The 23,471-nt window shown below is 66.8% G+C and carries 18 protein-coding genes; 10 read left to right on the top strand and 8 right to left on the bottom strand.

Annotation, left to right across the window (positions count from 1 at the left end; all coding sequences use genetic code 11):
* Positions 1 to 124, bottom strand: a 124-nt coding sequence (locus ROJ8625_RS16725; protein WP_143535044.1) for a transposase, incomplete at its 3' end; no start/stop codon positions are given.
* A gap of 142 nt (positions 125 to 266) precedes the next feature.
* Between ROJ8625_RS16725 and ROJ8625_RS20710 the strand changes: the two genes are divergently transcribed.
* Together ROJ8625_RS20710 and ROJ8625_RS16730 are read left to right on the top strand one after the other, a co-directional pair.
* The gene (locus ROJ8625_RS20710) at positions 267 to 866 is read left to right on the top strand and encodes a hypothetical protein (RefSeq protein WP_143535160.1); all 600 of its coding nucleotides are present in this window, start codon (positions 267 to 269) and stop codon (positions 864 to 866) included.
* 679 nt (positions 867 to 1,545) lie between these two features.
* On the top strand, positions 1,546 to 3,204 hold the full coding sequence (locus tag ROJ8625_RS16730) for an ABC transporter permease (protein WP_200813330.1): 1,659 nt from the start codon (positions 1,546 to 1,548) through the stop codon (positions 3,202 to 3,204).
* A gap of 93 nt (positions 3,205 to 3,297) precedes the next feature.
* Here ROJ8625_RS16730 and ROJ8625_RS16735 read toward each other — a convergent pair whose 3' ends face one another.
* The 5 genes from ROJ8625_RS16735 to ROJ8625_RS16755 form a co-directional block, all read right to left on the bottom strand.
* Positions 3,298 to 4,326: an extracellular solute-binding protein gene (locus ROJ8625_RS16735; protein ID WP_085793078.1), complete on the bottom strand. Its 1,029-nt coding sequence runs from the start codon at positions 4,324 to 4,326 to the stop codon at positions 3,298 to 3,300.
* 227 nt (positions 4,327 to 4,553) lie between these two features.
* On the bottom strand, positions 4,554 to 7,631 hold the full coding sequence (locus ROJ8625_RS16740; protein WP_085793079.1) for an efflux RND transporter permease subunit: 3,078 nt from the start codon (positions 7,629 to 7,631) through the stop codon (positions 4,554 to 4,556).
* A complete protein-coding gene (locus ROJ8625_RS16745) occupies positions 7,628 to 8,719 on the bottom strand; it encodes an efflux RND transporter periplasmic adaptor subunit (RefSeq protein WP_159456793.1) in 1,092 nt (363 codons plus the stop codon). The genes ROJ8625_RS16740 and ROJ8625_RS16745 overlap by 4 nt, the downstream gene beginning before the upstream one ends.
* 137 nt (positions 8,720 to 8,856) lie before the next feature.
* A complete protein-coding gene (gene rlmN, locus ROJ8625_RS16750) occupies positions 8,857 to 10,035 on the bottom strand; it encodes a dual-specificity RNA methyltransferase RlmN (RefSeq protein WP_085793081.1) in 1,179 nt (392 codons plus the stop codon).
* A gap of 116 nt (positions 10,036 to 10,151) precedes the next feature.
* A complete protein-coding gene (locus tag ROJ8625_RS16755; protein ID WP_085793082.1) occupies positions 10,152 to 10,736 on the bottom strand; it encodes an invasion associated locus B family protein in 585 nt (194 codons plus the stop codon).
* A 173-nt stretch (positions 10,737 to 10,909) separates the two neighbouring features.
* Here ROJ8625_RS16755 and ROJ8625_RS16760 point away from each other — a divergent pair, with 173 nt between their 5' ends.
* On the top strand, positions 10,910 to 11,908 hold the full coding sequence (locus ROJ8625_RS16760) for an asparaginase (RefSeq protein WP_085793322.1): 999 nt from the start codon (positions 10,910 to 10,912) through the stop codon (positions 11,906 to 11,908).
* Positions 11,909 to 11,911: 3 nt separating this feature from the next.
* On the opposite strand, the gene serB is transcribed toward ROJ8625_RS16760, so the two are convergent.
* Positions 11,912 to 12,781: a phosphoserine phosphatase SerB gene (gene serB, locus ROJ8625_RS16765; protein WP_085793083.1), complete on the bottom strand. Its 870-nt coding sequence runs from the start codon at positions 12,779 to 12,781 to the stop codon at positions 11,912 to 11,914.
* Positions 12,782 to 12,939: 158 nt separating this feature from the next.
* Between serB and ROJ8625_RS16770 the strand changes: the two genes are divergently transcribed.
* From ROJ8625_RS16770 to ROJ8625_RS16795, 7 genes are all read left to right on the top strand, one after another.
* Positions 12,940 to 14,094, top strand: a complete 1,155-nt coding sequence (locus tag ROJ8625_RS16770) for a phosphoserine transaminase (protein WP_085793084.1) — start codon at positions 12,940 to 12,942, stop codon at positions 14,092 to 14,094.
* A gap of 97 nt (positions 14,095 to 14,191) precedes the next feature.
* The gene (gene serA, locus ROJ8625_RS16775; protein ID WP_085793085.1) at positions 14,192 to 15,787 is read left to right on the top strand and encodes a phosphoglycerate dehydrogenase; all 1,596 of its coding nucleotides are present in this window, start codon (positions 14,192 to 14,194) and stop codon (positions 15,785 to 15,787) included.
* A 152-nt stretch (positions 15,788 to 15,939) separates the two neighbouring features.
* Positions 15,940 to 18,726, top strand: a complete 2,787-nt coding sequence (gene fdhF / locus ROJ8625_RS16780) for a formate dehydrogenase subunit alpha (protein WP_085793086.1) — start codon at positions 15,940 to 15,942, stop codon at positions 18,724 to 18,726.
* A gap of 68 nt (positions 18,727 to 18,794) precedes the next feature.
* Complete coding sequence (locus ROJ8625_RS21225; protein ID WP_200813332.1) at positions 18,795 to 18,956, top strand: hypothetical protein; 162 nt, start codon at positions 18,795 to 18,797, stop codon at positions 18,954 to 18,956.
* 145 nt (positions 18,957 to 19,101) lie between these two features.
* Positions 19,102 to 21,084, top strand: coding sequence for an AMP-binding protein (locus tag ROJ8625_RS16785; protein ID WP_085793087.1), 1,983 nt, complete (start codon positions 19,102 to 19,104; stop codon positions 21,082 to 21,084).
* Positions 21,085 to 21,259: 175 nt separating this feature from the next.
* Positions 21,260 to 22,015 carry an ABC transporter ATP-binding protein gene (locus ROJ8625_RS16790; RefSeq protein WP_085793323.1) on the top strand — a complete coding sequence of 252 codons (756 nt, stop codon included), beginning with the start codon at positions 21,260 to 21,262 and terminating at the stop codon, positions 22,013 to 22,015.
* Between the two features lie 102 nt (positions 22,016 to 22,117).
* Complete coding sequence (locus ROJ8625_RS16795; RefSeq protein ID WP_085793088.1) at positions 22,118 to 23,071, top strand: branched-chain amino acid ABC transporter permease; 954 nt, start codon at positions 22,118 to 22,120, stop codon at positions 23,069 to 23,071.
* 19 nt (positions 23,072 to 23,090) lie between these two features.
* On the opposite strand, the gene ROJ8625_RS16800 is transcribed toward ROJ8625_RS16795, so the two are convergent.
* Entirely contained in the window at positions 23,091 to 23,282 is a 192-nt protein-coding gene (locus tag ROJ8625_RS16800) for a hypothetical protein (protein WP_085793089.1), read from the bottom strand.
* Positions 23,283 to 23,471: the final 189 nt, after the last annotated feature.

A 23,471-nucleotide genomic window follows, 5' to 3' on the forward strand; every position in this document is an offset into this window, starting at 1 on the left:
GCCACTTGTAAAACGTCGGCTCGCTCACGCCGTGCTTCCGACAGAGCTCCGCCGCGCTCAGCCCGGCCTGGTGCTCCTTCAGGATGCCAATGATCTGTTCTTCGCTGAACCTGCTGCGCTTCATCGTTCATCTCCTCTGTCGAGGAACAGACTAACCTCAGAGTGGGGAGGTTTCAGGGGAGCAGGTCACGAGGGATGACACAAGCGAGTTTAGGACCTTCCGAAGGACGGTTTGGGATCGCGTAAAGGCACAGTGAGAGAGGACGATGAGCGACACATCCATACTCGAGACTCTACCAGAGAGCCTAGAACTCTACCTGGGCTCGAAACGAACCCAAACAGCAGTCGACACGCTGCTTGGGACCAAACCTAACCCGCCAGGAGATTTCGACTGGAAAAAGATGGACTTTTATTACAGCGCCGTCCTCTCGGCGCATCAAGTTCGATGTGAGTACGCCAAGCTCCTCTCGAGGACATTCCGAGAAATTTGGAGCTGCGACTTGATAGAGAGCCGATTCAGGCAACTAAGCGTAGTCGACAGCATGTTGTCAGTCGAAACGGTTTGGACCGAACGTCAACTCTCAATGCTTTTTGGGGAAAATGGGTGCCATCCTGAGTATACACTAGAGTTTTCCGTTTACGCTTGGCCGGATGAAGGAATACGCATCTACGCGTCGCTTGTACATTCATCGAAGCCCACGAGAGAGTTATTGAAGCTCCCGAGAGACAACTGGACGTTTGAGGACGGCGAACTGTGGACGCACAAAGGTGCGCACCCATTCGGCGCTGGCAAGGCGGTGCCGATCAACGAGCTGAAGCAGAAAGCATCAGTTGCCATAGAAGTCGCCAAAGAAACGATAGCGTAGGCTTGACAGAGGCCCAAAGCCTCGTGGGAAATCGCTTTCTCAAGAGCCGTCGAAGTGGTGAATTTATGCATGCTCGTGCTTGTAAGGCCGGGCCATCGTCTGACAGTAGGATGACGCTGTAGCGTCTCCTCGCTCGGGGCAAAGTTTTTTGACTGATTAGTTAATTAACGATATTTTTTACAAAGCGCCCATAGGTTCGGTGCAAGCCAATCCGCCCTCCCGCAACCATATCAGCACAACCAATATGAAACACTGCAAGCCTGCCCGGTGGTCATCCCTCCGGTAGGCTCCGGTGTGCGTACGGCGCACAAAGCCCATCCCGACAGGTCACGGGATGCGGCGCGTGGAGACTTGCGCGGGTGCTCGCAATACAGTTCGGCGGCGGGACCTCGGATCGGGATCGCCCCGACGCCTGCGGTAGCCCGACGCCCGTCGCATCGGCGGCTCCTTGATCGGAGGCGAGCCAAGTTCGAGACGGCGCGGGTTCGGCTGATGCGCGCGCCGCTTATCCCCGCCCGCCGGAAATCGGGTGACCCGGCGCCGTTTTGCGGGGCCGACACGGCATCTCGATCACCTCGACGCGACGGGGGTGGTGCCCTCGTGCGAGGATGGCTAGGAGCACGAAGAGGCGTGCGGCCGAGCCGCGCGCGACGATCCTCCGACGGCCCATGGTGCGGTGATGACCCACGCAGAGCGACAGGCGATGATCCCGAAGCGCGTCCGGATGGGCGCCCCGGCGTTTCGCGTGCTTGGGCACGCGGTGGCGGCGCTGGTGCTTCTGCCCCTGATCGCGGTGGCGGTGGCGGCGCTGACCGGCAGCCTCGAGACGCTCACGCATCTCTGGCAGACGGTTCTGCCCCGCTATCTCGGGACCACGGCGCTGCTGGTCGCGACGGTGTCGGCGGGCACGGCGGTGATCGGTGCGGGCACTGCCTGGCTGGTGAGCTGCTGCGCCTTTCCGGGACGCCGGTTTCTCGAAGTGGCTCTGGTGCTGCCGCTGGCCTTTCCGGCTTATGTCGTGGCCTACGCCTACACCGACCTTCTCGACCATCCCGGCCTGGTGCAGACGACCCTGCGCGCGGTGATGGGATGGGGGCCGCGCGACTACTGGTTTCCCGAGATCCGCTCGGCCGGGGGCGCGGCGGCGATGCTGACGCTCGTGCTCTACCCGTATGTCTATCTTCTGACGCGCGCGGCGTTTCTCGGGCAGGGGGCACGGCCCTTCAACATCGCCCGGACGCTGGGTGCCGGGCCGTGGGGTGCGTTCCTGCGCGTCGCGCTGCCGATGGCGCGGCCGTCCATTGCGGCGGGCGTGCTCTTGGCGGCGATGGAGACGATAGCGGATTACGGGACGGTCTCGTATTTCGGGGTCCAGAGCCTCGCGAACGGCATCTACCAGAGCTGGTTCAGCATGGCCGACCGCGGGGCCGCCGCGCAGCTCGCGCTCGGGCTCCTGGCGATCGCGCTGCTGCTGGCGACGCTGGAGCAGCGTTCGCGCGGGGCGGCCCAGCACCACTCGAACGGCGCGCCGCTGCCGCGCATCCCGCTTGGCGGAGCCGCGCGTTGGGCGGCCTCTGCGGCCTGCGCGCTGCCGGTGATGCTGGGCGCGGTTGTGCCGGCGGTCACGCTCGCCACGATGGCAACCGGATCGAACCAGAGCCTTCTGAGCGAACGTTACCTCCAGTTCGCGGGTAACTCGGTCCTTCTGGCCGCGATCGCCGCCGGCGTCACGGTTCTTGCCGCGATCGTCATCGGTTACCAGGAGCGGTTGAGCCCGGGGCCGCTGTCGCGCGCCACGGTGCGGATCGGGCGCATCGGCTACGCCGTGCCGGGCGGGGTGATCGCCGTCGGCCTTCTCGTTCCGTTCGCGGCGTTCGACAACGCGCTCGACGCCTTCATGGAGGCGCGCTTCGGGATCTCGACGGGGCTGCTCGTGACGGGATCGATCTGGCTGATGATCGCGGCGTATCTCATCCGGTTCCTCGCCGCGGCGATCGGCGCCTACGAGGGCGGGCAGGCGATGGTCAATCCCAATGTCGGGCCGGCGGCCCGGTCGCTGGGAAAGGGGCCCTACATCGTGCTGACCCGCGTGCACCTGCCGATCATGTCGCCAAGCCTTCTGACGGCGCTCCTGATCGTGTTCATCGACACGATGAAGGAGCTGCCGGCGACGCTGATCCTGCGACCTTTCAACTTCGACACGCTCGCCGTGCAGGCACATCGCTTGGCTGCGGACGAGCGGCTGGACGGGGCCGCGGTGCCGAGCCTCGCCATCGCCGCGGTCGGCCTCTTGCCGGTGATCGTGCTCATCCGACGGATCGGCGCCGGCGACAGGTAGGGCCGGGCCGGCACGAAAAAGCGCCGCGTCCCGAAGGAACGCGGCGCCCGATGTCAGGGTCGGGTCCGGACATCCGGACCCGATAGCGCGGGATCACTCCCAGCCGACCTCGTTGAAGATCTGCTGCGCGGTGCCGATATTTTGCGCCACGGCCGACAGATCGACATCGTCGGCGGTGAATTCGCCAAGCTCGTCGACCGCCTCGGTCGTCTCGACGCCCTCGACCACCGGGTACTCGTTGTTGCCGGCGGCGAAGTATTCCTGAGCGCTGTCGGACGCGAGGTACTCGAGGAACGCGATCGCGTTGTCGCGGTTCGGTGCGTTCGCCGCGACGCCGCCGCCCGACAGGTTCACGTGCGCGCCGGTCGAGTCCTGGTTCGGGAAGACCCAGCCGAAGGTATCGATGCTGCCGGTGACGCCATCCACATCGCTCGCGAGGGCGCGGGCGAAATAGTAGGTGTTCGCCACCGCGATGTCGCACTCGCCCGAGGCGATGCCGCGAAGCTGGTCGGTGTCGCCGCCCTGCGGGTCGCGCGCCATGTTGTCGAGCACGCCCTGCGCCCAGTCGCGCGCGGCGTCCTCGCCCTCGTTTTCGATGATCGAGGCCAGCAGGGTCTGGTTGTACACGTTCGACGAGGACCGGATGCAGACCATGCCCTCGTAGGCATCATCGGCGAGATCCATGTAGGTCTGCGGCGGATTGTCCACGGTTTCTTCGTTGTAGAAGATGATCCGCGACCGCAGCGAGAAGCCGAACCACTGGTTGTCGGCGTCCTGGTACTGCGAGGGCACGCGCTCTTCGAGAACGTCACTCTCGGCGCTCTGCAGGATGCCGGCATCCTTCGCGCGCTGGAGGCGCGAGGTATCGACGGTCAGGAGCACGTCGGCGGGGGAGTTTTCGGCCTCCGCTTCCATCCGGGCGATCAGCTCGTCGGCGTCGCCCTCGATGCGGTTGATGGTGATGCCGGTCTGTTCCTCGAAGTCGGAATAGAGCCGCTCGTCGGTGTCGTAATGGCGCGACGAGTAGAGGTTCAGCTCACCGCCGTCTTGCGCGATGGCCGGCATGGCCGACGACAGGGCAAGCAGCGACAGCGTCGAGGCGGTGAAAAGGCGGGTGGTCATTCGGATCTCCCTTTGCTGATATAAATTGTCGGATAAAGGATGTGCGAAGGACGTCCAACCGAAAATGTTGCCCAAAACCGCGTAACAGAGTGTTGGTCGAGCCCAAGTAATTGGAAACGATATATAAAAATCTGCTTTATTTCCGGAGTGAATCTGTCGGGAAAGGTCGGTGCTGCGCGCCGGACAGGTCAGGCCCGGCGCGCCGAGGCGCTGACTCGCGCTCCCGGTTATTCTGCAGGCTGCGCAGCCGGTTCGCTGTCGGTGTCGCGCGACACGTCGCGATCGCGTTGCAGCAGATCGTAGAGCACCGGCGTCAGGAACAACGTCAGGATCGAGGCGACCATGAAGCCGCCGATGATGACGATGCCGATGGAAAACCGGCTCTCCGCCCCGGCGCCCGAGGAAAAGACGAGCGGCACGGCGCCCAGAACCGTGGACATCACCGTCATCAGGATCGGGCGCATGCGGACGGCCGACGCCTCGATCACCGCGTCGCGCACGGACTGGCCCTGATCGCGGAGCTGGTTGGCGAACTCGACGATCAGGATGCCGTTCTTGGCCATCAGCCCGATCAACATCACCATCCCGACCTGGCTGTAGATGTTGATCGCCTGACCCAGGAGAAACAGGGTGATGAGCGCGCCGGCCACCGCCAGTGGCACCGACAGCAGGATCACCACCGGCTGCACGAAGCTTTCGAATTGCGCGGCGAGCACGAGGAAGACGACGAGCAGCGCAAGCCCGAAGGTGGCGAGGATCCCGCCAGAGGTTTCCTGAAACTGCTCCGCCTGTCCGGAATAGGCGATGGACATCTGCGGCGGCAGTTCCGAGGCGAGGCGTTCGACCGTGGCGATGGCCGCGCCCAGATCAACCCCTTCGGCCAGCGACGCCGTGATCTCGACCGAGGGTTGCCGGTTGAACCGGTTGAACGCGGCGACGGACGCCCGCCGTTCGAGCTCGACCAATCCGTCCAGCGGCACCAGTTCGCCCGACGCGGTTCGGATATTGAGGCCGCGCAGGTTCTCCGTCGTGGCGCGCAGATCCTCGGGGGCCTGCAGGATCACCGGGTACTGGCGATCCTGCTGGATGTATTCCGTCACTTCGGCGGAGGCGAAGAAGGTTCGCACGCTGTCCGAGATAGCGCGGGCGTCGACGCCGATCGACCGCGCAAGCTCGCGGTTGACGCGGATATCGAAGCCCGGCGTGTTCACCTCGTAGGCCCGGCGGACCCCGACGATATCGCCGTTGTCGCGCAGCGCTTGTTCTAGATCGGCCGAGTATTCCGCCGCCTGGTCGAAGGTCGGCGCGGTGACGATCAGTTCGAGCCCCGATCCCGCCCCGGCATCGAGACCGGAGGGCGCGAACGACCGCACGCTGGCAAGCGTGATCTGTGCGAATTCCGGACGCAGTTCGTTCACCACGTCGCGGGGCCCCATGTCGCGCTCGCCGTAGGGCGCCATGACCCCGACGAGGAAGGCGCGTCCGGTTTCGCCGTATTGACCGACGATCGCGATCACGTCGTCCACGGGCCCGCCGTCCTCGCGGTAGGGGGCGATCAGCGATTCCACCTCCTGCACCGCCGCATCAGTCAGGCCGAGTGCGGAGCCCGCCGGTGCGGACACGGACACGAAGAAGATGCCGCGATCTTCCTCGGGCGTGAGCTGCGACGGCAGCGCCTGGTAGAGCGCGTAGGACATGCCGGTCATCAGCGCGGCAATGCCGAGAATGATCGCGGGCATCCGGATCGCCCGGGTCAGGAGGCTCTTGTAGCCGGAGGACAGCCGCCGCGTGGCGCCGTGCACCGCGCGGGCGAATCGGCTTTCATTCATGCCGGCCTTCAGGACGCGCGACGCGATCACCGGGCAGAGCGAAAGCGCCACAAACGTGGACACCGCAACCGCGATGGCCAGCGTGACGCCGAATTCGGTGAAGAGCTTGCCGATCTCGCCCTGCAGGAACGACAGCGGCACGAACACCGCGATCAGCGTGGCCGATGTCGACACGACGGCAAAGAAGACCTGGTTGGCGCCCTCGCGGGCAGCTTCGGTCGGATCGTCGCCTTCCTCAACCTTCCGCTCGATGTTCTCGAGCACGACGATGGCGTCGTCGACCACGAGCCCGATCGCGAGGATGAGCGCGAAGAGCGTAAGGATGTTGATCGAGAATCCGACCAGCGCGATGCCCGCGCAGGCCCCGAGAAGCGCGATGGGGATCGTGACAGCAGGCACGATAGTCGCGCGCACCGATGTCAGGAACAGGTAGATCACCGCCACGACGACCGCGACCGCGATGGCGAGCGTCGTCAGGACCTGTTCGATCGATGAGCGGATGAAGTCGGCGTCGTCGCTCGTCACCGCGATCTGCGTGCCCTCCGGAAGCTCCGACTGGATGTTGGAGACCTCGTCGTTGATCGCCGTCGAAATTTCGAGCGTGTTGGCCGAGCTCTGGCGCAGGACGCCGAGCCCGATCGCCGTCTCGCCGTTCGCGCGGAACTCGGAATCATCGGTCTCGGTGCCGATTTCGACGCGCGCAACGTCGCCCAACCGGATCTGGAACCCGTCGCGCTCGCCGATGATGAGCTCCTCGAACTCGGCCTGGTCGGTCAGCCGCGTCTCGGTGCGTAGCAGGTAGGTCCGCGAGGCGCTTTCGATCTGGCCGGCGGGAAGCTCAAGGTTGTTGTTCTCGAGCGCCTGAGAAATCTCGTTCACGGTGACGCCGCGCGCAGCCATCGCATCGGGGTCGAGCCAGACCCGCATCGCGTACGGCCGGTCGCCGTAGATCTGGACCGCCGCAACCCCGCTGAGCGTCTCAAGCCGGTCGGTGACATAGCGGTCGGCGTAGTCCGTCAGCTCGGTGGCGGACATGCCGTCGGACGTCATCGTCATCCAGATGATCGGATCGCCCTGGCTGTCGTTCTTTTCGACCTCCGGCTCCTCGGCCTCTTCGGGCAGGTCACCCGATACCGCCTGGACCGCCGCACGCACGTCGGACGCGGCCTGGTCGATATCGCGATCCTGCTGGAAGGTGATGACGGTGCGCGACCCGCCGAGCTCGGCCTCCGTCGTCATGCGGTCGATTCCCGAAACGCTGGAAATCGCGCCCTCGATGACGGACGTGATCTCGGAATCGACGACGCCGGGACTCGCGCCGGTGTAGGTGACGCTGACGGTGACCTCTGCTGTCGAGGTATTGGGCAGTTCGCGCACCGGCATGCGGGTCAGTCCCGCGATGCCGAGGATGATGATCAGGATCGAGATGACGGTGGCGAGGACCGGTCGCCGCAGGCAAAGATCGGGAAGTGTCATTCGAGACCCTCGCGCTCCACGTCTTCGGCCACTTCGACCGGCGCGCCGTCGCGCAGCGTGTTCCAGCCGGCGACGACGATCTGCGTGTCAGGGTCGAGGCCGTCCGTCACCTCGGTCAGCTGTCCCGCCGAGCCTCCGACGCTCACGTCCCGGCGCTGCGCCGTGCCGTCGGACACGGCATAGACATAGGTGGACGCGCCTTCGCTGATGATCGCATCGTCGGGCACGGCCAGGCCCTCGTACGTATCGAAGACAAGCCGCGTCTGCGCGAACATGCCGCCGACGAGCCGGCGGTCGGAATTGTCCACCTCCGCTCGCACGTCGAAGCTTCGAGAGCCTTGCGCGACCGAGGTGTCGCGGACCGTGACCGACCCGTCGAATGTCGCGTCGGGGTAGGCGGGGACGCGCAGTTCGACTGTCTGTCCCGGTTCGACCTGCTGGAAATACCGTTCCGGCAGGGACAGATCGACCTGCACCACGGAGAGATCGGACAGCCGTGTCACGACTGTTGATGGCGACAGGTAAGCGCCCGGATCGATATCGACGAAGCCGAGCGTGCCGGCAAAGGGCGCGGTGATCCGGCGATCCTCCAGATCGGCCTCCGCCGCCATGACATCGCCTTCGGCGCGCTGGAAATTGGCGCGCGCCTGCTCGAGCTGCTGCTCGGCCGCGGTGTTCGCGTCGGCGAGCTGCTCGATGCGGTCGAGGTTCTGACGCGCCTCGGCCAGCGTCGCCTCCGCGCTGCGCAGTGCCGCACGCTCGGCTCGTGCATCGAGCTGAAGGAGCAGGTCTCCTTCCTCGACCTCGCCGCCCGAGCTCACCGGCACTTCGACCACCCGTCCGGCGACGGAAGGCGTGATCTCGACCGAGCGTACCGGCATGACCGTTCCCACGGCCGAAACGGCACTTTCGAGTTGGCGCCGTTCGGGTTGCGCTACGCCAACGCGCACTGCATTGGCCTCACCACCGCCTTGCGGCTGGCTGGCTTCGCCCCGGCTCGACAGAACGTACTCGGTGCCGAATACGCCGATCGCGGCACACGCCGCCACGACGATCACGCCGGCAAGGGTCTTGAGTGTCGTACTCACGCGTGCCTCCGCCTCGGTCAGGCCGCCCGATCGGACGGCGGATAGCCGCTGACGGTGTGGCGAAGGCGCGTGATTTCAACGCGCGCACAGAGTTCTGGCGGGATCGTGAAGGCGGTGAAACGCCCTTGTGCGGGCCGTCAGCCCTCGCGCAGTTCGGCCTCGATCGCCCGGCGCGACTTGCGCGCGCGCTCTGTCGCGGACTTGAGCTGCCCGCAGGCGGCCATGATGTCCTCGCCCCGCGGCGTGCGGATCGGAGAGGCGTATCCGGCCTTGTAGACGATGTCGGCGAAGGCTTCGATCCGGCTCCAGTCCGAGCGCTCATAGGGCGCGCCGGGCCATTCGTTGAACGGGATCAGATTGATCTTCGCGGGGATGCCCTTGATCAGGTTCACGAGGCGCCGCGCGTCCGCGTCGCTGTCGTTCACGTCCTTCAGCATCACGTACTCGAACGTGATGCGCTCGGAGTTCGACAGCCGCGGATACTCCTTGAGCGCCTTCAGAAGCGTCTCGATATTCCACTTCTTGTTGATCGGAACCAGCTTGTCGCGCACCTCGTCGGTCGTGGCGTGGAACGACACGGCAAGCTGGCAGCCGATCTCCTCGGCGCAGCGGGCGATCTCGGGCACGACGCCGGAGGTGGACAGCGTGATGCGGCGGCGCGAGAGCGCGATGCCCTCGCCGTCCATCGCGATCTTCATCGCGTCGCGCACGCCATCGAAGTTGTAGAGTGGCTCGCCCATGCCCATCAGCACGATGTTCGACAGAAGCCGCGTCTCGTTCTTCGGCGCGCCGCGCTCGGGCCACTCGCCCAGATCATCGCGCGCCAGCATGATCTGGCCCACGATCTCGCCCGGGGTGAGGTTGCGGACGAGCTTCTGCGTGCCGGTGTGACAGAACGAACAGGTCAGCGTGCAGCCGACCTGGCTCGAGATGCACAGCGTGCCCCGGTCTGCCTCGGGAATGTAGACGACCTCGACCTCGTGACCGCCGGCGATCCGCACAAGGTACTTGCGCGTGCCGTCGGCCGACACGGAGCGCGACACGAGCTCCGGCAGGGCGATGGTGAAGTGCTCTGTCAGCTTGGCGCGGAAGTCCTTGGCGAGGTTCGTCATCTGCGCGAAGTCGCGCACGCCCCAGTAGTAGACCCACTGCCAGACCTGGTTCACCCGCATCTTCACCTGTTTCTCGGGCGTCCCGATCGCCAGAAAGGCGTCGCGCATCTGAGCGCGCGTCAGGCCGACGAGGTTCGTCGGTCCCTCCGGCGCCTTGCGGGGGATCGTCACGAGATCCTGTGTGATCGGGGCTGTGGCGGGCATCGAAGCTCCCTCCGGCGGCAAAGCACTCATATAGGACACGACCCGCCCCCGGGGCAACCGGGGACGGGTCGGAGGATTTCGGGGCTCGGACGCGAGGCACACGCCCGGACCGCGCGTCAGCTGTCGGAGGCCTCGGCGTTTTCGGCGCTGGCCGACCCGTCGGAGGCGCAGCGGCTCTGGGCTTCTTCGTAGGCTGCGGTGAAGCCGAGAAGCGAGAACGTGTCCTCGGTGCGGGTCCCGCGCGACGACCGCGCGGTCACCACGGCATCCGCGCCGCGCTTCATGGCGGTGACCATGCGCGCATCGTCCTGCGGGGACGGCGGCCAAGCCCATTCACCCTCGGTGAACATCTCGAATTCCGAGCCTCCGATCTCGACATTCACGGTCGAGCCATCGGCGAACGGGTAGCCGCCGGTGAAGGTCACCTGTCCCTGCACATCGGCATCGGGGCGGAAGAATACCATCAAGAGGATGTCGCCGCGCGTCACCGACACAACGTTTCCGTCGCGGGTGTTCACGCTTTCCTTGTAGGTCGAGACGATCCAGCACTCCTGCTGCGGCTCGGACTCCTCGAAGACCGACCAGTCGGTCATCGCGTCGACTCGGCTATCGCTCTCGTCGTCCTGTGCCTGGGCGACGCCCGCGGCTGCGCAGATCGCCAGCGCGGTCGCCGCGGCGACCCCTGCTCCCCTGAATGTCATGGCTTTGCCTCCAGCGGCCTTGAACCTCAATCGTGACCGGGTTGCGTCCGGTTTTCCGCGGTCTATGCTCAATCAGACCGCTTGTCGACGGGCGAGACATTACCGCCATTGCGTGGAATGCGGAAACCCCCGTCGGCGAATGCTCGCCGAGACGTGAGGATACCTTCCCGATGCTGTCGAACGCCGCTCCGCTCGCCGAAATCTGGCGCGGACCGATCCCCGAATCCGCCCATGCGGGGCACATCGTCGTGGCCGACGAAACCGGCGCCGTGACGCAGGCGTGGGGCGCGCCCGAGACGGTCGTTCTGCCGCGCTCCTCGGCCAAGATGATCCAGGCGCTGCCGCTCGTGGCCTCGGGCGCGGCGGACGCGGCCGGCCTGGCCGAGCGGCACCTCGCGCTGGCCTGCGCGAGCCACGAAGGTGCGCCGCTCCACGCCCGTGCCGTCGCCGAATGGCTCGACGCGCGTGGGCTGTCCGAGGCCGATCTGCTCTGCGGGCCAGAGCCCTCGCGCGACAAGGCGCTGCGTTTCGAGATGATCCGGGACGGAGAAACGCCGACGCAGCTGCTCAACAACTGCTCGGGCAAGCACGCGGGCTTCCTGACGCTGATGCAGCACCTGCGCGCGGGGCCCGACTACGTTGCGCCCGACCACCCGGTCCAGATTTCGGCGCGCGACGCCTTCGAGGAGGTCACCGGACGCGACAGCCCGGGCTTCGGCATCGACGGCTGCTCGGCCCCGAACTTCGCCACGAAGATGGACGCGATGGCGCGGGCGATGTCCGTCTTTGCCACGGCGCACCGGCGCGAGGACGCGCTGTCGCGCGCGGCGGCTCGGTTGGTTGAGGCGATGATCGCCTATCCGCTGGAGGTGGCGGGCGAGGGGCGGGCCTGCACGCTCCTGATGCGCGCGGCCCGGGAGCCGGTTGCGCTCAAGACCGGGGCGGAAGGGTTTTTCGTGGCGATCCTGCCCGAGCGCGGGACCGGTATCGCGGTCAAGGCGGCGGATGGCGCGACGCGGGCGGCGGAGTGTGCGATCGCGGCGGTGCTCGTACGGCTGGGCGTTCTGGATCCCGAGCATCCGGACGTGGCGCGGTTTCTCCGACCCGAGATCCGGAACCGCCGCGGCCTGTCAGTCGGGCGCATCGAGCCTGCGGCCGACCTCCTGTCCTGAGGTTCAGGCAGCGAAGTCGGCCTTCGCGTAGCCCTGCAGGTACAAAAGCGCCGTCAGATCGCCGTGATTGACGCGCAGGTCACATTTTTCCTGAACGGACGGCTTGGCGTGGAGCGCGACCCCGGTGCCGGCGCGGCCGAGCATGCCGAGGTCGTTCGCGCCGTCGCCGACGGCCAGCACGTCGGCCTCTGACAGGCCGAGGCGCGCGGTGATCTCGGACAACGCCGCGACCTTCGCCTCGCGACCGAGAATCGGCTCCGCCACGCGCCCGGTCAGCGTCCCGCCTTCGGCCAGAAGCGTGTTGGCGCGGTGCTCGTCGAAACCAAGTCGCGCGGCGATGCGCGAGGTGAACGCGGTAAAACCGCCCGACACCAGAGCGGCATGCGCGCCGGCGGCCTTCATCGTCGCGAGGAGCGTCTCCCCGCCCGGCATCAGCTCGATCCGCGTGGCGAGAACATCGTCGACGATCTCCTCGGGCAGGCCGGCGAGGAGCGCGACCCGCTCGGTCAGCGCGCCCTCGAAGCCGAGCTCGCCATTCATCGCCCGGGCCGTGATCTCGCGCACCCGCGCGCCAACGCCGGCGACCTCCGCCAACTCGTCTATGCATTCCTGCCGGATCATCGTCGAATCCATGTCGGCCAGCAGCATCTTCTTCTGCCGCCCCTTGGTCGGCTGCACGAGAAGGTCGGTCGATTGCGCCTGCAGGTCCGTCCAGACGTCCCAACGGTTCGAGGGAATCTCTGGAACGTCGAACTCTGCCGCCTCGTCGGGAGCGAGCCAGCGTGCGTCCGAGCCGCCCCAGGCGTCGCGAAGCGCATGGACGAGCGAAGGGTCGAGCGCGCCGGGGCGCGCGATCAGGGAAGCGGTGAACATGGGCGGAAGTTTCCGATAGCGGTCGCGCAGGGTCTCGAAACGTCAGTCCCGGCCGCTTTAGCGACATTTTGCGCCTTGTGAAACCGCGTGCCGCGCCGTAGCTCCGGCGGTGGGACACCCCTCCCCAACGAGGGGCGACTATCTGGAAGGTTAGAGACATGGCGATGACCAAACCGGCGACGCGGCCGGCCAATCCGCGTTTTTCCTCGGGCCCGTGCGCCAAGATTCCGGGCTTTTCCCTCGACATGCTGAACGATGCGCCGCTCGGCCGCTCGCACCGCGCCAGCGTCGGCAAATCCAAGCTGGCGGCAGCGATCGACGGCACCCGCGAGGTGCTGGGCGTGCCGGACGACTACCGCATCGGGATCGTTCCGGCCTCTGACACCGGCGCGGTCGAGATGGCGATGTGGTCGCTCCTCGGCGAGCGCAAGGCAACGATGGTCGCCTGGGAGAGCTTCGGTGCCGGCTGGGTGACCGATTGCGTCAAGCAGCTCAAGATCGACGCCGATATCGTCGAGGCCGATTACGGCCAGCTGCCGGACATGGCCGCGCTCGACTGGGACACGGACGTGGTCTTTACCTGGAACGGCACGACCTCGGGCGTGCGGATGCCGAACGGCGACGCGATCCCGGCGGACCGCGCCGGCCTGTCGATCTGCGACGCGACCTCGGCGGCCTTCGCGCAGGACCTGCCTTGGGACAAGCTCGATGTGGTGACCTTCTCCTGGCAGAAGGTGCTGGGCGGGGAGGCCGCGCACGGCATCCTGATCCTGTCGCCGCGCGCCGTCGCACGGCTCGAAAGCTACACGCCGCCGTGGCCGCTGCCCAAGATCTTCCGCCTGACCAAGGGCGGCAAGCTCAACGAAGGCATCTTTGAAGGCGCGACGATCAACACGCCGTCGATGCTCTGTGTCGAGGATTATCTCGTCGCGCTCGACTGGGCGCGCTCGGTCGGCGGGCTCTCGGGCCTCAAGGCGCGCGCGGACGCGAACGCCCGGACCGTCTGGGATTTCTGCGAAGACCGCGACTGGATCGCCAACCTCGCCGATGATCCGGCGACACGCTCGAACACGTCGGTCTGCCTCAAGTTCACCGATGGACGGATCTCGGACGCCGAGGCGTTCGCCAAGGCGGTGCAGAAGCGGCTCGAGGCCGAGGGTGTGGCGCTCGACGTCGGCGCCTATCGGGATGCGCCTGCCGGTCTGCGGATCTGGTGCGGCGGCACGGTCGAAACGGCCGATGTCGAAGCGCTGATGCCGTGGATCGAATGGGCGTTCCACGCCGAGCTCGACGCGCAGGCGCAGGCCGCCTGAACTTCCATTTCCGTCGCTCTTCGGCTCTTCGGGCGTCCCTGCGCGGACGCCCGGCAGGGCGGAGAAGCGTCCAGATATTCCTGACAGGACCAGACACATGGCACCCAAGGTACTGATTTCCGACAAACTGTCCGCGGCCGCCGTGCAGATCTTCAAGGATCGCGGCATCGAGGTCGATTTTCAGCCGGATCTCGGCAAGGACAAGGACAAGCTCGCCGAGGTCATCGGCGATTACGACGGTCTCGCGATCCGCTCGGCCACCAAGGTCACCGAGAAGATCCTCGAGAACGCGACCAACCTGAAGGTCATCGGCCGGGCCGGCATCGGCACGGACAACATCGACAAGGACGCGGCCTCCAAGCGCGGCGTCATCGTGATGAACACGCCGTTCGGCAACATGATCACGACCGCCGAGCACGCGATCGCGATGATGTTCGCCGTGGCCCGGCAGATCCCCGAGGCCTCTGCCTCGACGCATGCCGGCAAGTGGGAGAAGTCCAAGTTCATGGGCGTCGAGCTGACCGGCAAGACGCTCGGGGTGATCGGCGCCGGCAACATCGGCGGCATCGTCTGCGACCGCGCGCGCGGCCTGCGGATGAAGGTCTTGGCCTACGACCCGTATCTTTCCCAGGAGAAAGCCGACTCGATGGGCGTCACCAAGGTGGAGCTCGACGATCTGCTGGGCCGGGCGGACTTCATCACGTTGCACGTTCCGCTGACCGACCAGACCCGCAACATCCTGTCGAAGGAGAACCTCTCCAAGACGAAGAAGGGCGTCCGCGTCATCAACTGCGCCCGCGGCGGACTCGTCGACGAGGCGGCGCTCGCGGAGCTGCTGCAGTCGGGCCATGTCGCCGGTGCGGCTTTTGACGTCTTCGCCGAAGAGCCGGCGACGGAGAACCCGCTCTTCAATCTGCCGAACGTCGTCTGCACGCCGCACCTCGGCGCGGCGACGACCGAGGCGCAGGAGAACGTCGCGCTTCAGGTTGCCGAGCAGATGTCGGACTACCTGCTGACCGGGGCGGTGACAAACGCGCTCAACATGCCTTCGGTGACCGCCGAAGAGGCCAAGATCATGGGCCCGTGGATCAAGCTTTCGGATCATCTCGGCAGCTTCATCGGGCAGATGACCGACGAACCGATCAAGGCGATCAACATCCTCTACGACGGCTCGGTCGCCGAGATGAACCTCGAGGCGCTGAACTGCGCCGTCGTCGCCGGCATCATGAAGCGCTTCAACCCCGAGACCAACATGGTGTCCGCGCCGCTCACCGCACGCGAACGCGGGATCCGGATCTCGACGACGAACCAGGCGCAGTCGGGGGCCTTCGAAGGCTACGTGAAAGTCACGGTGGTCACCGACGCACGCGAACGCTCCATCGCGGGAACGGTGTTTTCGGACGGCAAGCCGCGCTTCATCCAGATCAAGGGCATCAACATCGATGCCGAGATCGGCCGGCACATGCTCTACACCACGAACGAGGACGTTCCCGGCATCATCGGCACGCTCGGCAACACGATGGGCTCGAACGGCGTGAACATCGCCAACTTCACCCTCGGCCGGAAGACGGCGAAGGGCGAGGCGATCGCGCTTCTCTACGTCGATGCGCCGGTGCCCGACGACGTGATCGGAAAACTGAAGGCGACCGGCATGTTCCAGCAGGTTCGCCCGCTGCAGTTCGACGTCGCCTGATCGGCGCCGATCGGCCCCGCACACGCTCCGGTCGGCGCCAAGGCGCGCCGATCGGAAACGCACGCGCCGCATAATCCCGGCAGCATGTCGGTATTGATCGCGGCGCCGGCCTGCGTTCCCCGTTAGACATCGGGTGACTACGGAGGCCAGCCATGTCCGACACGATCCGCTTCACCCTCGACGGCCGCGACGTCGAAGCCGCCCCCGGCCAGACCATCTGGGAGGTCGCGCACGGGCAGGGCCTGGTGATCCCTCACCTTTGTCATCGCCCCGAGCCCGGTTACCGCCCCGACGGGAATTGTCGCGCCTGCATGGTCGAGGTCGACGGCGAACGGAACCTCGTCGCATCCTGCATCCGGCAGCCGACGGATGGCATGGTCGTCTCGACAGACACGCAGCGCGCCGCGACGGCGCGGAAACTGGTGATCGAGATGCTGGCCGCCGACCAGCCCGAACGGGCCGAGGCCCACGACCGGTCCAGCCATTTCTGGGAGATGGCCGATGCCGTGGGCGTCGCCGAGAGCCGGTTTCCGACGATGGAGGCCGACCGGATCCCGCTGCTCGACGACAGCCACGTGGCGATGCGCGTCAACCTCGACGCGTGCATCCAGTGCAACCTGTGCGTCCGCGCCTGCCGCGAGGTCCAGGTGAACGACGTGATCGGCATGGCCGGTCGCGGGCACGAGGCATTTCCCGTGTTCGACCAGGACGATCCGATGGGCGCGTCCACCTGCGTGGCGTGCGGCGAATGCGTGCAGGCCTGCCCGACCGGGGCCCTGATGCCCGCGAGCGTCGTGAATGACGATCAGGTCGGCGATCGCGCCGACATCGACCGCGAAGTGCAGAGCGTCTGCCCGTTCTGCGGGGTCGGCTGCCAGGTGTCGGTCAAGATCAAGGACGACAGGGTCAAGTATATCGAGGGCATCAACGGCCCTGCGAACGAGGGCCGGCTCTGCGTGAAGGGGCGTTTCGGTTTCGACTACATCCACAACGCGCAGCGCCTGACCGTGCCGCTGGTGCGCCGTGAGGATGCGCCCGCGAAGGGGCTGAACGTCGATCCGGCGAACCCGTGGACCCATTTCCGGGAGGCGACGTGGGACGAGGCGCTCGACCTCGCCGCGCGCGGTCTCGTCGACCTGCGGTCGTTCTACGGCGGCAAGTCGGTCGCCGGGTTCGGCTCCGCCAAGTGCACGAACGAAGAGGCCTATCTTTTCCAGAAGCTGATCCGTCAGGGATTCAAGCACAACAACGTCGATCACTGCACGCGGCTGTGCCACGCCTCGTCGGTCGCCGCGCTGATGGAGAACGTCGGCTCGGGCGCCGTCACCGCGAGCTTCAACGAGATCGAGAACGCCGACATTGCGATCGTGATCGGCGCCAACCCGACCGAGAACCACCCGGTTGCCGCGACGTATTTCAAGCAGTTCGCCAAGCGTGGCGGCAAGCTCGTGGTGATGGACCCGCGCGGCCAGCGGGGGCTGCAGCGGCATGCGTGGAAGGAGCTGCGCTTCCGCCCCGGCACCGACGTGGCGCTGCTGAACGCGATCATGAACGTGATCGTCGAGGAAAAGCTCTACGACCGTCAGTATATCGAGGGCTTCACCGAAGGCTTCTTCGAGTTCCGCGACCATATCCGCGCCTTCACCCCCGAGCGCATGGCCGAGCTTTGCGGGATCGATCCGGGCACCATCCGCGAGGTCGCCCGCGCCTACGCGGATGCGCGCGCCGGCATGATCTTCTGGGGAATGGGCGTCAGCCAGCATATCCACGGCACGGACAACGCGCGCTGCCTGATCTCGCTTGCGTTGCTGTGCGGCCATGTCGGGCGGCCGGGCACCGGGCTTCACCCGCTGCGCGGACAGAACAACGTGCAGGGCGCGTCCGATGCGGGGCTGATCCCGCAGGTCATGCCGGACTACCAGTCGGTCACCGACGGCGAGGTGCGCGATCTCTTCCGCCACATCTGGCGCGGGACCGAGATCGACGCGCAGCCGGGACTGACGGTCGTCGAGATCATGGACCGGGTCTATCGCGGCGAGATCAAGGGCATGTACGTGCTGGGCGAGAACCCGGCGATGTCGGATCCCGACGTGGAGCACGCGCGCAAGGCCCTGGCGCATCTCGACCATCTCGTGGTGCAGGACATCTTCCTGACCGAGACGGCCATGTTCGCAGACGTGATCCTGCCGGCCTCGGCCCTGCCGGAAAAGACCGGCACGACCACCAACACCAACCGTCAGGTGCAGATGATCCGCCGCGCGGTTCCGACCCCGGGGTCGGCGCGCGAAGACTGGGCGATCCTCGTCGATCTCGCCCGCCGGATCGGGCTCGACTGGGATTACAGCCACCCGCGCGACGTGTTCGCGGAGATGAAGATGTCGATGTTCTCGCTGCATCACATCACCTGGTCGCGGCTCGAGGCAGAGGGCGCTGTCACCTACCCGTGCAAGAGCCCGGACGAGCCGGGAGAGGCGGTCGTCTTCGGCGACGGCTTCCCGCGCCGTGCGGGCCGGGCGAAGTTTACGCCGGCGCGCGTGACGCCGCCGGCCGAGGTGCCCGACGATACGTTCCCGATGATCCTGACGACCGGGCGCCAGCTGGAACACTGGCACACCGGGTCGATGACCCGCCGCGCGCCGGTGCTCGACGCCGTCGAGCCCGAGGCGACCGCCGGCATGCACCCCGCGACGCTGCGCGAACTCGGCGTGGCACCGGGCGGGCGCGTGCGCCTGACAACGCGGCGCGGCAGCCTCGAGGTCATGGCGCGGGCGGACCGGAACGTGGCGCGCGACATGGTCTTCCTGCCCTTCGCCTTTGTCGAGGCGGCGGCCAACATCCTGACCAACCCGGCGCTCGATCCCTTCGGAAAGATCCCGGAGTTCAAGTATTCCGCGGTGCGGGTCGAGGCCGCGGAAAGCGATGCGGTCGCGGCCGAATGACCGGGCATGACCGGCCCGCGGCGGGTCGTCGTGCGCCGCGCCGCGACGGGGCAGGGTAGGGGCCGGCGATGGATGCCGTGACAGTCCTCTACTACGCGATCGTGTGCGGCGTTCTGTCGCTGGCGGTCGCGCGGTTGGCCCGCGCGTGGCTCCGGCTGACGGTCGGCATCGCGGTCGGCGTGCTTGCCGCCAGTGCGCTCCCGCCGCTGCGCGCCCTGCTCGGGCTCTGACGCCGGGGCAGTCTTCGAGGACCAACACAGTCGTTGACCGCGGCGGCGCGTTGAACAAATGTACCCGAACACGGCGCGGTCAACGCGCGACGCTGACGATGATCCGGGAGGACAGGCGCCCCCGCCTGCGGACATCAGGGAGGACATGAACGTGACGACCGAGGCCCCCGACGCCGGAGGACCCTCTTCGATTCCGGCGCTGCTCCGGCGCAACGCGCAATCCTTCGGCGCGGCCCCGGCCTATCGCGAGAAGGAATTCGGCATCTGGCAGAGCTGGAGCTGGTCCGAGACCGAGGAAGAGGTCCGGGCGCTCGCGCTGGGCCTCCTGGAACTCGGGGTGGAGCCGGGCGACTTCGTCGCGGTGATCGGGCGCAACCGTCCCTATCTGTACTGGTCGATGGTCGCCGCGCAGATGGTCGGCGCGGTGCCGGTCCCGCTCTACCAGGACAGCGTCGGCGAGGAGATGGCCTACGTCCTCGACCATTGCGGCGCGCGCATCGTGATGGCCGGCGACCAGGAGCAGGTCGACAAGGTGATCGAGATCGCCGACCGCCTGCCGTCGTTCCGGCACATGGTCTATCTCGACCCCCGCGGCCTGCGGAAATACGACCATTCCCGGCTGACCTCGTTCACCGACCTGCAGGCCTCGGGACGCGCGGCGCGCGACGCGCGCGGCGCGGAGCTCGACCGGTTGCGCGACGGGCTTGGCTACGACGACACCTGCGTGATGCTCTACACCTCGGGCACGACGGGCCGCCCCAAGGGCGTGGTGCTGTCGAACCGCAACATCATCGAGACGGCCAAGAACTCGGCCGCGTTCGACGACCTGCGGCAGACCGACGAGGTGCTCGCCTACCTGCCTATGGCGTGGGTCGGGGATTTCATCTTCTCGATCGGACAAGCCTATTGGACCGGGTTCTGCGTGAACTGCCCCGAAAGCGCCGACACGATGATGACGGACCTGCGGGAGATCGCGCCGACCTACTATTTCGCCCCGCCGCGGGTGTTCGAGACCGGGCTGACGCAGATCATGATCCGGATGGAGGACGCGAGCGCGCCCAAGCGGCGGATGTTCCAGCATTTCCTGGATCACGCGCGGCGCGTCGGGCCGGCGTTGCTCGACGGCCGATCCGTCGGGCTCTGGGACCGGCTGAAATACAGGGTCGGAGAGGTGCTGGTCTACGGGCCGCTGAAGAACGCGCTGGGCTTCTCGCGCATCCGCGTGGGCTACACCGCCGGCGAGGCGATCGGGCCCGAGATCTTCGATTTCTACCGCGCGCTCGGCATCAACCTGAAACAGCTCTACGGCCAGACCGAGGCGTCGGTGTTCATCACCCAGCAGCCCGACGGCCAGGTGCGCTCGGACACGGTGGGCGTGCCGTCGCCGGGTGTCGAGCTGCGGATCGCGGAGTCGGGCGAGGTCTTCTACCGCTCGCCGGGAACCTTCGTGGAATACTACAAGAACGCGGAATCGACGAAGGACACCAAGGATGCCGAGGGCTGGGTCGCGACCGGCGACGCGGGCTTCATCGAGGACGACACCGGGCACCTGCGCATCATCGACCGCGCCAAGGATGTGGGGCACATGGCTTCGGGCGCGCTGTTCGCGCCGAAATACGTCGAGAACAAGCTCAAGTTCTATCCAAACATCCTCGAGGCGGTCGTCTTCGGGGCCGGGAAGGACCGCTGCTGCGCCTTCATCAACATCGACCTGACCGCCGTCGGCAACTGGGCCGAGCGCAACAACATCGCCTACGCCTCCTACCAGGAGCTCGCGGGGCATCCGCAGGTGCTCGACATGATCCAGAGCCATGTCGAGGAGACCAATGCCAGCGTCGCCGAGGACGAGATGCTCTCGGGCTGCCAGGTGCATCGCTTCCTCGTACTGCACAAGGAGCTCGACGCCGACGACGGTGAGCTGACGCGCACCCGCAAGGTGCGCCGCAAGATCATTGCCGAGAAGTTCTCCGACCTCGTCGAGGCGCTCTACGACGGCACCGAGACGATCTCTACGGAGACCGAGGTGACCTACGAGGACGGCCGCAAGGGCCGGATCCGCGCCACTCTGGAGATCCGCGACGCCAAGACCGTGCCGGTCGCCGCGCCGGTCAAGGCGGCGGCGGAATGACCGCGCGGCGCGACATGCGCGACGTCCCCGCGGCGCGCGCGCTTCGCCTGCGGGAGCGAGGGGCCAGCCCCTCGCGCTCCCCGGGGTTTGCCGGCAAGATGAAGGGAGGCCCGGGCGCGTGAAGGACACCGAGGGCTACGTCACCGAGGACGGCCGCCAGATCGGCGGCACGCTGATGGAGCTGCGCAACATCACGCTGCGCTTCGGCGGCGTGGTCGCGATCAACGACATCACCTTCGACATCCGGGAGGGCGAGATCCGCGCGATCATCGGCCCGAACGGAGCGGGCAAGTCGTCGATGCTCAACGTCATCTCGGGCTTCTACACGCCGAGCCAGGGCGAGCTGTGGTACAAGGGCGAGAGGCGCCCGCCGATGAAGCCCTACGAGGTCGCGCGGATGGGCGTCGGCCGGACCTTCCAGAACATCGCGCTGTTCGAAGGCATGACGGTGCTCGACAACGTCATGACCGGGCGGCTGACCCACATGACTGCCGGCGTGCTGAGCCAGGCGCTGTGGTGGGGGCGCGCCCGCGACGAGGAGATGGACAACCGCGAGAAGGTCGAGCGGGTGATCGACTTCCTCGAGATCCAGCGGATCCGCAAGACGCCGGTCGGCCGGCTGCCCTACGGGCTCAAGAAGCGGGTCGAGCTGGCGCGAGCGCTTGCCGCGGAGCCGTCGCTGCTGCTGCTGGACGAGCCGATGGCGGGCATGAACGTCGAGGAGAAGGAGGACATGAGCCGCTTCATCCTCGACGTGAACGACGAGTTCGGCACCACGATCTGCCTGATCGAGCACGACATGGGCGTGGTCATGGACCTCAGCGACCGGGTCGTGGTGATGGATTACGGAAAGAAGATCGGCGACGGCACGCCCGACGAGGTGCGCGGCAACCAGGACGTCATCGACGCCTACCTGGGAGTGCCGCATTGATGATCCGGTTTGGTCCGGCGGCGCGCGCCGCGCGCCGGCCCGCGCCGCGTGCCGGGGCCCGTCGCCCGGCGCCGACCCGTTCCGCAGAGAGGCCCTGACGCGATGCTCTACAGTTTTTTTGTCGAACCTTTCGTGGAGATGGCCGCGGCGCCGGACTTCCTGCTGCAGGTGCTGTGGGAGGGGCTGGTGTCGGGCGTGCTCTACGCGCTGATCGCGCTGGGCTTCGTGCTGATCTACCGCTCGAGCCGGATCTTCAACTTCGCTCAGGGCATCATGGTCGTGTTCGCGGCGCTGACGCTCGTGGGTCTGCACTCGGCCGGGCTGCCGGCCTGGGTCGCGGTCGCGGCGACGCTCGTGGTGATGTTCGTTCTGGCTGTGACGGTGGAGCGTGTGGTGCTGCGCCCGCTGGTCGGACAGCCCGACATCATCCTGTTCATGGCGACGATCGGGATCACGCTGTTCCTGATCGGCCTCGGCGAGACGATCTTCGGCGGCGAGAACAAGTCGATGATCACCGAAGAGCTGGGCATCCCGACGGGCGATTTCGTGCTCGAGCCGGGCGGCGGGCTGCTGATCCTGCAGCAGCTCGACGTGACCGTGGTGGTGGTCGCGGCACTCCTCGTCGCAGCACTCCTGGCGTTCCTGAACTTTACCCGGATGGGCCGCGCGGTGCGCGCGCTGGGCGACGACCACCAGGCGGCGCTGTCGGTCGGCATCTCGCTGCAGACGATCTGGGTGCTGGTGTGGTTCATCGCCGGGATCATCGCGCTCGTCACAGGGATCGCATGGGGCGCGCGCGCCGGCGTGTCCTTCGCGCTCGAGGTGATCGCCTACAAGGCGCTGCCGGTTCTGATGCTGGGCGGGCTCGAGAGCATCACCGGCGCCATCGTCGGCGGGCTCATGATCGGGATCCTCGAGAAGCTGTTCGAGATCTACTGGGGGCAGCCGCTGCTCGGCGGGAACACCGAGACGTGGTTCGCCTTCGTTCTGGCGCTGATCGTGCTGCTGTTCCGGCCGCAGGGCCTGTTCGGCGAGCGCATCATCGAGCGCGTCTGAAGATGGGGGCGCGCCGCGATCAGCGCCGCGACGCCGGCCACCAGAGCGCGCGCATCGCGGAGATCGCGGGCGTGGTCCAGAACTCGAGCGCCTCGCGCATCGCGAAGCTCCCGGTGGAGGGCCAGCGGGGTGCGGCATCGCGGTCGAAGCCGATGTCGGCCTCGGCGTCGGAGATGAGCTTGCGCATGCGGGTTTCGAGGTCTTCGGACATCGGACCGAGCCTTTCGGAGGGGTGTGTCGAAACGATATTGCGTTTCGGCTACCATTTCAAAACTATTGTTTCAACGCCGATGAGGTGCGGCGGGTTCCGTGTCGGCGCCGTGACACCGCCAGACAGGGGTGTGACATGACCCACGGCGGGCGGACTGGCGGAGCCGTCATGGAGGGCCTGTCGACGGCG

The sequence above is a fragment of the Roseivivax jejudonensis genome, assembly GCF_900172265.1.
Lineage (GTDB): Bacteria > Pseudomonadota > Alphaproteobacteria > Rhodobacterales > Rhodobacteraceae > Roseivivax > Roseivivax jejudonensis.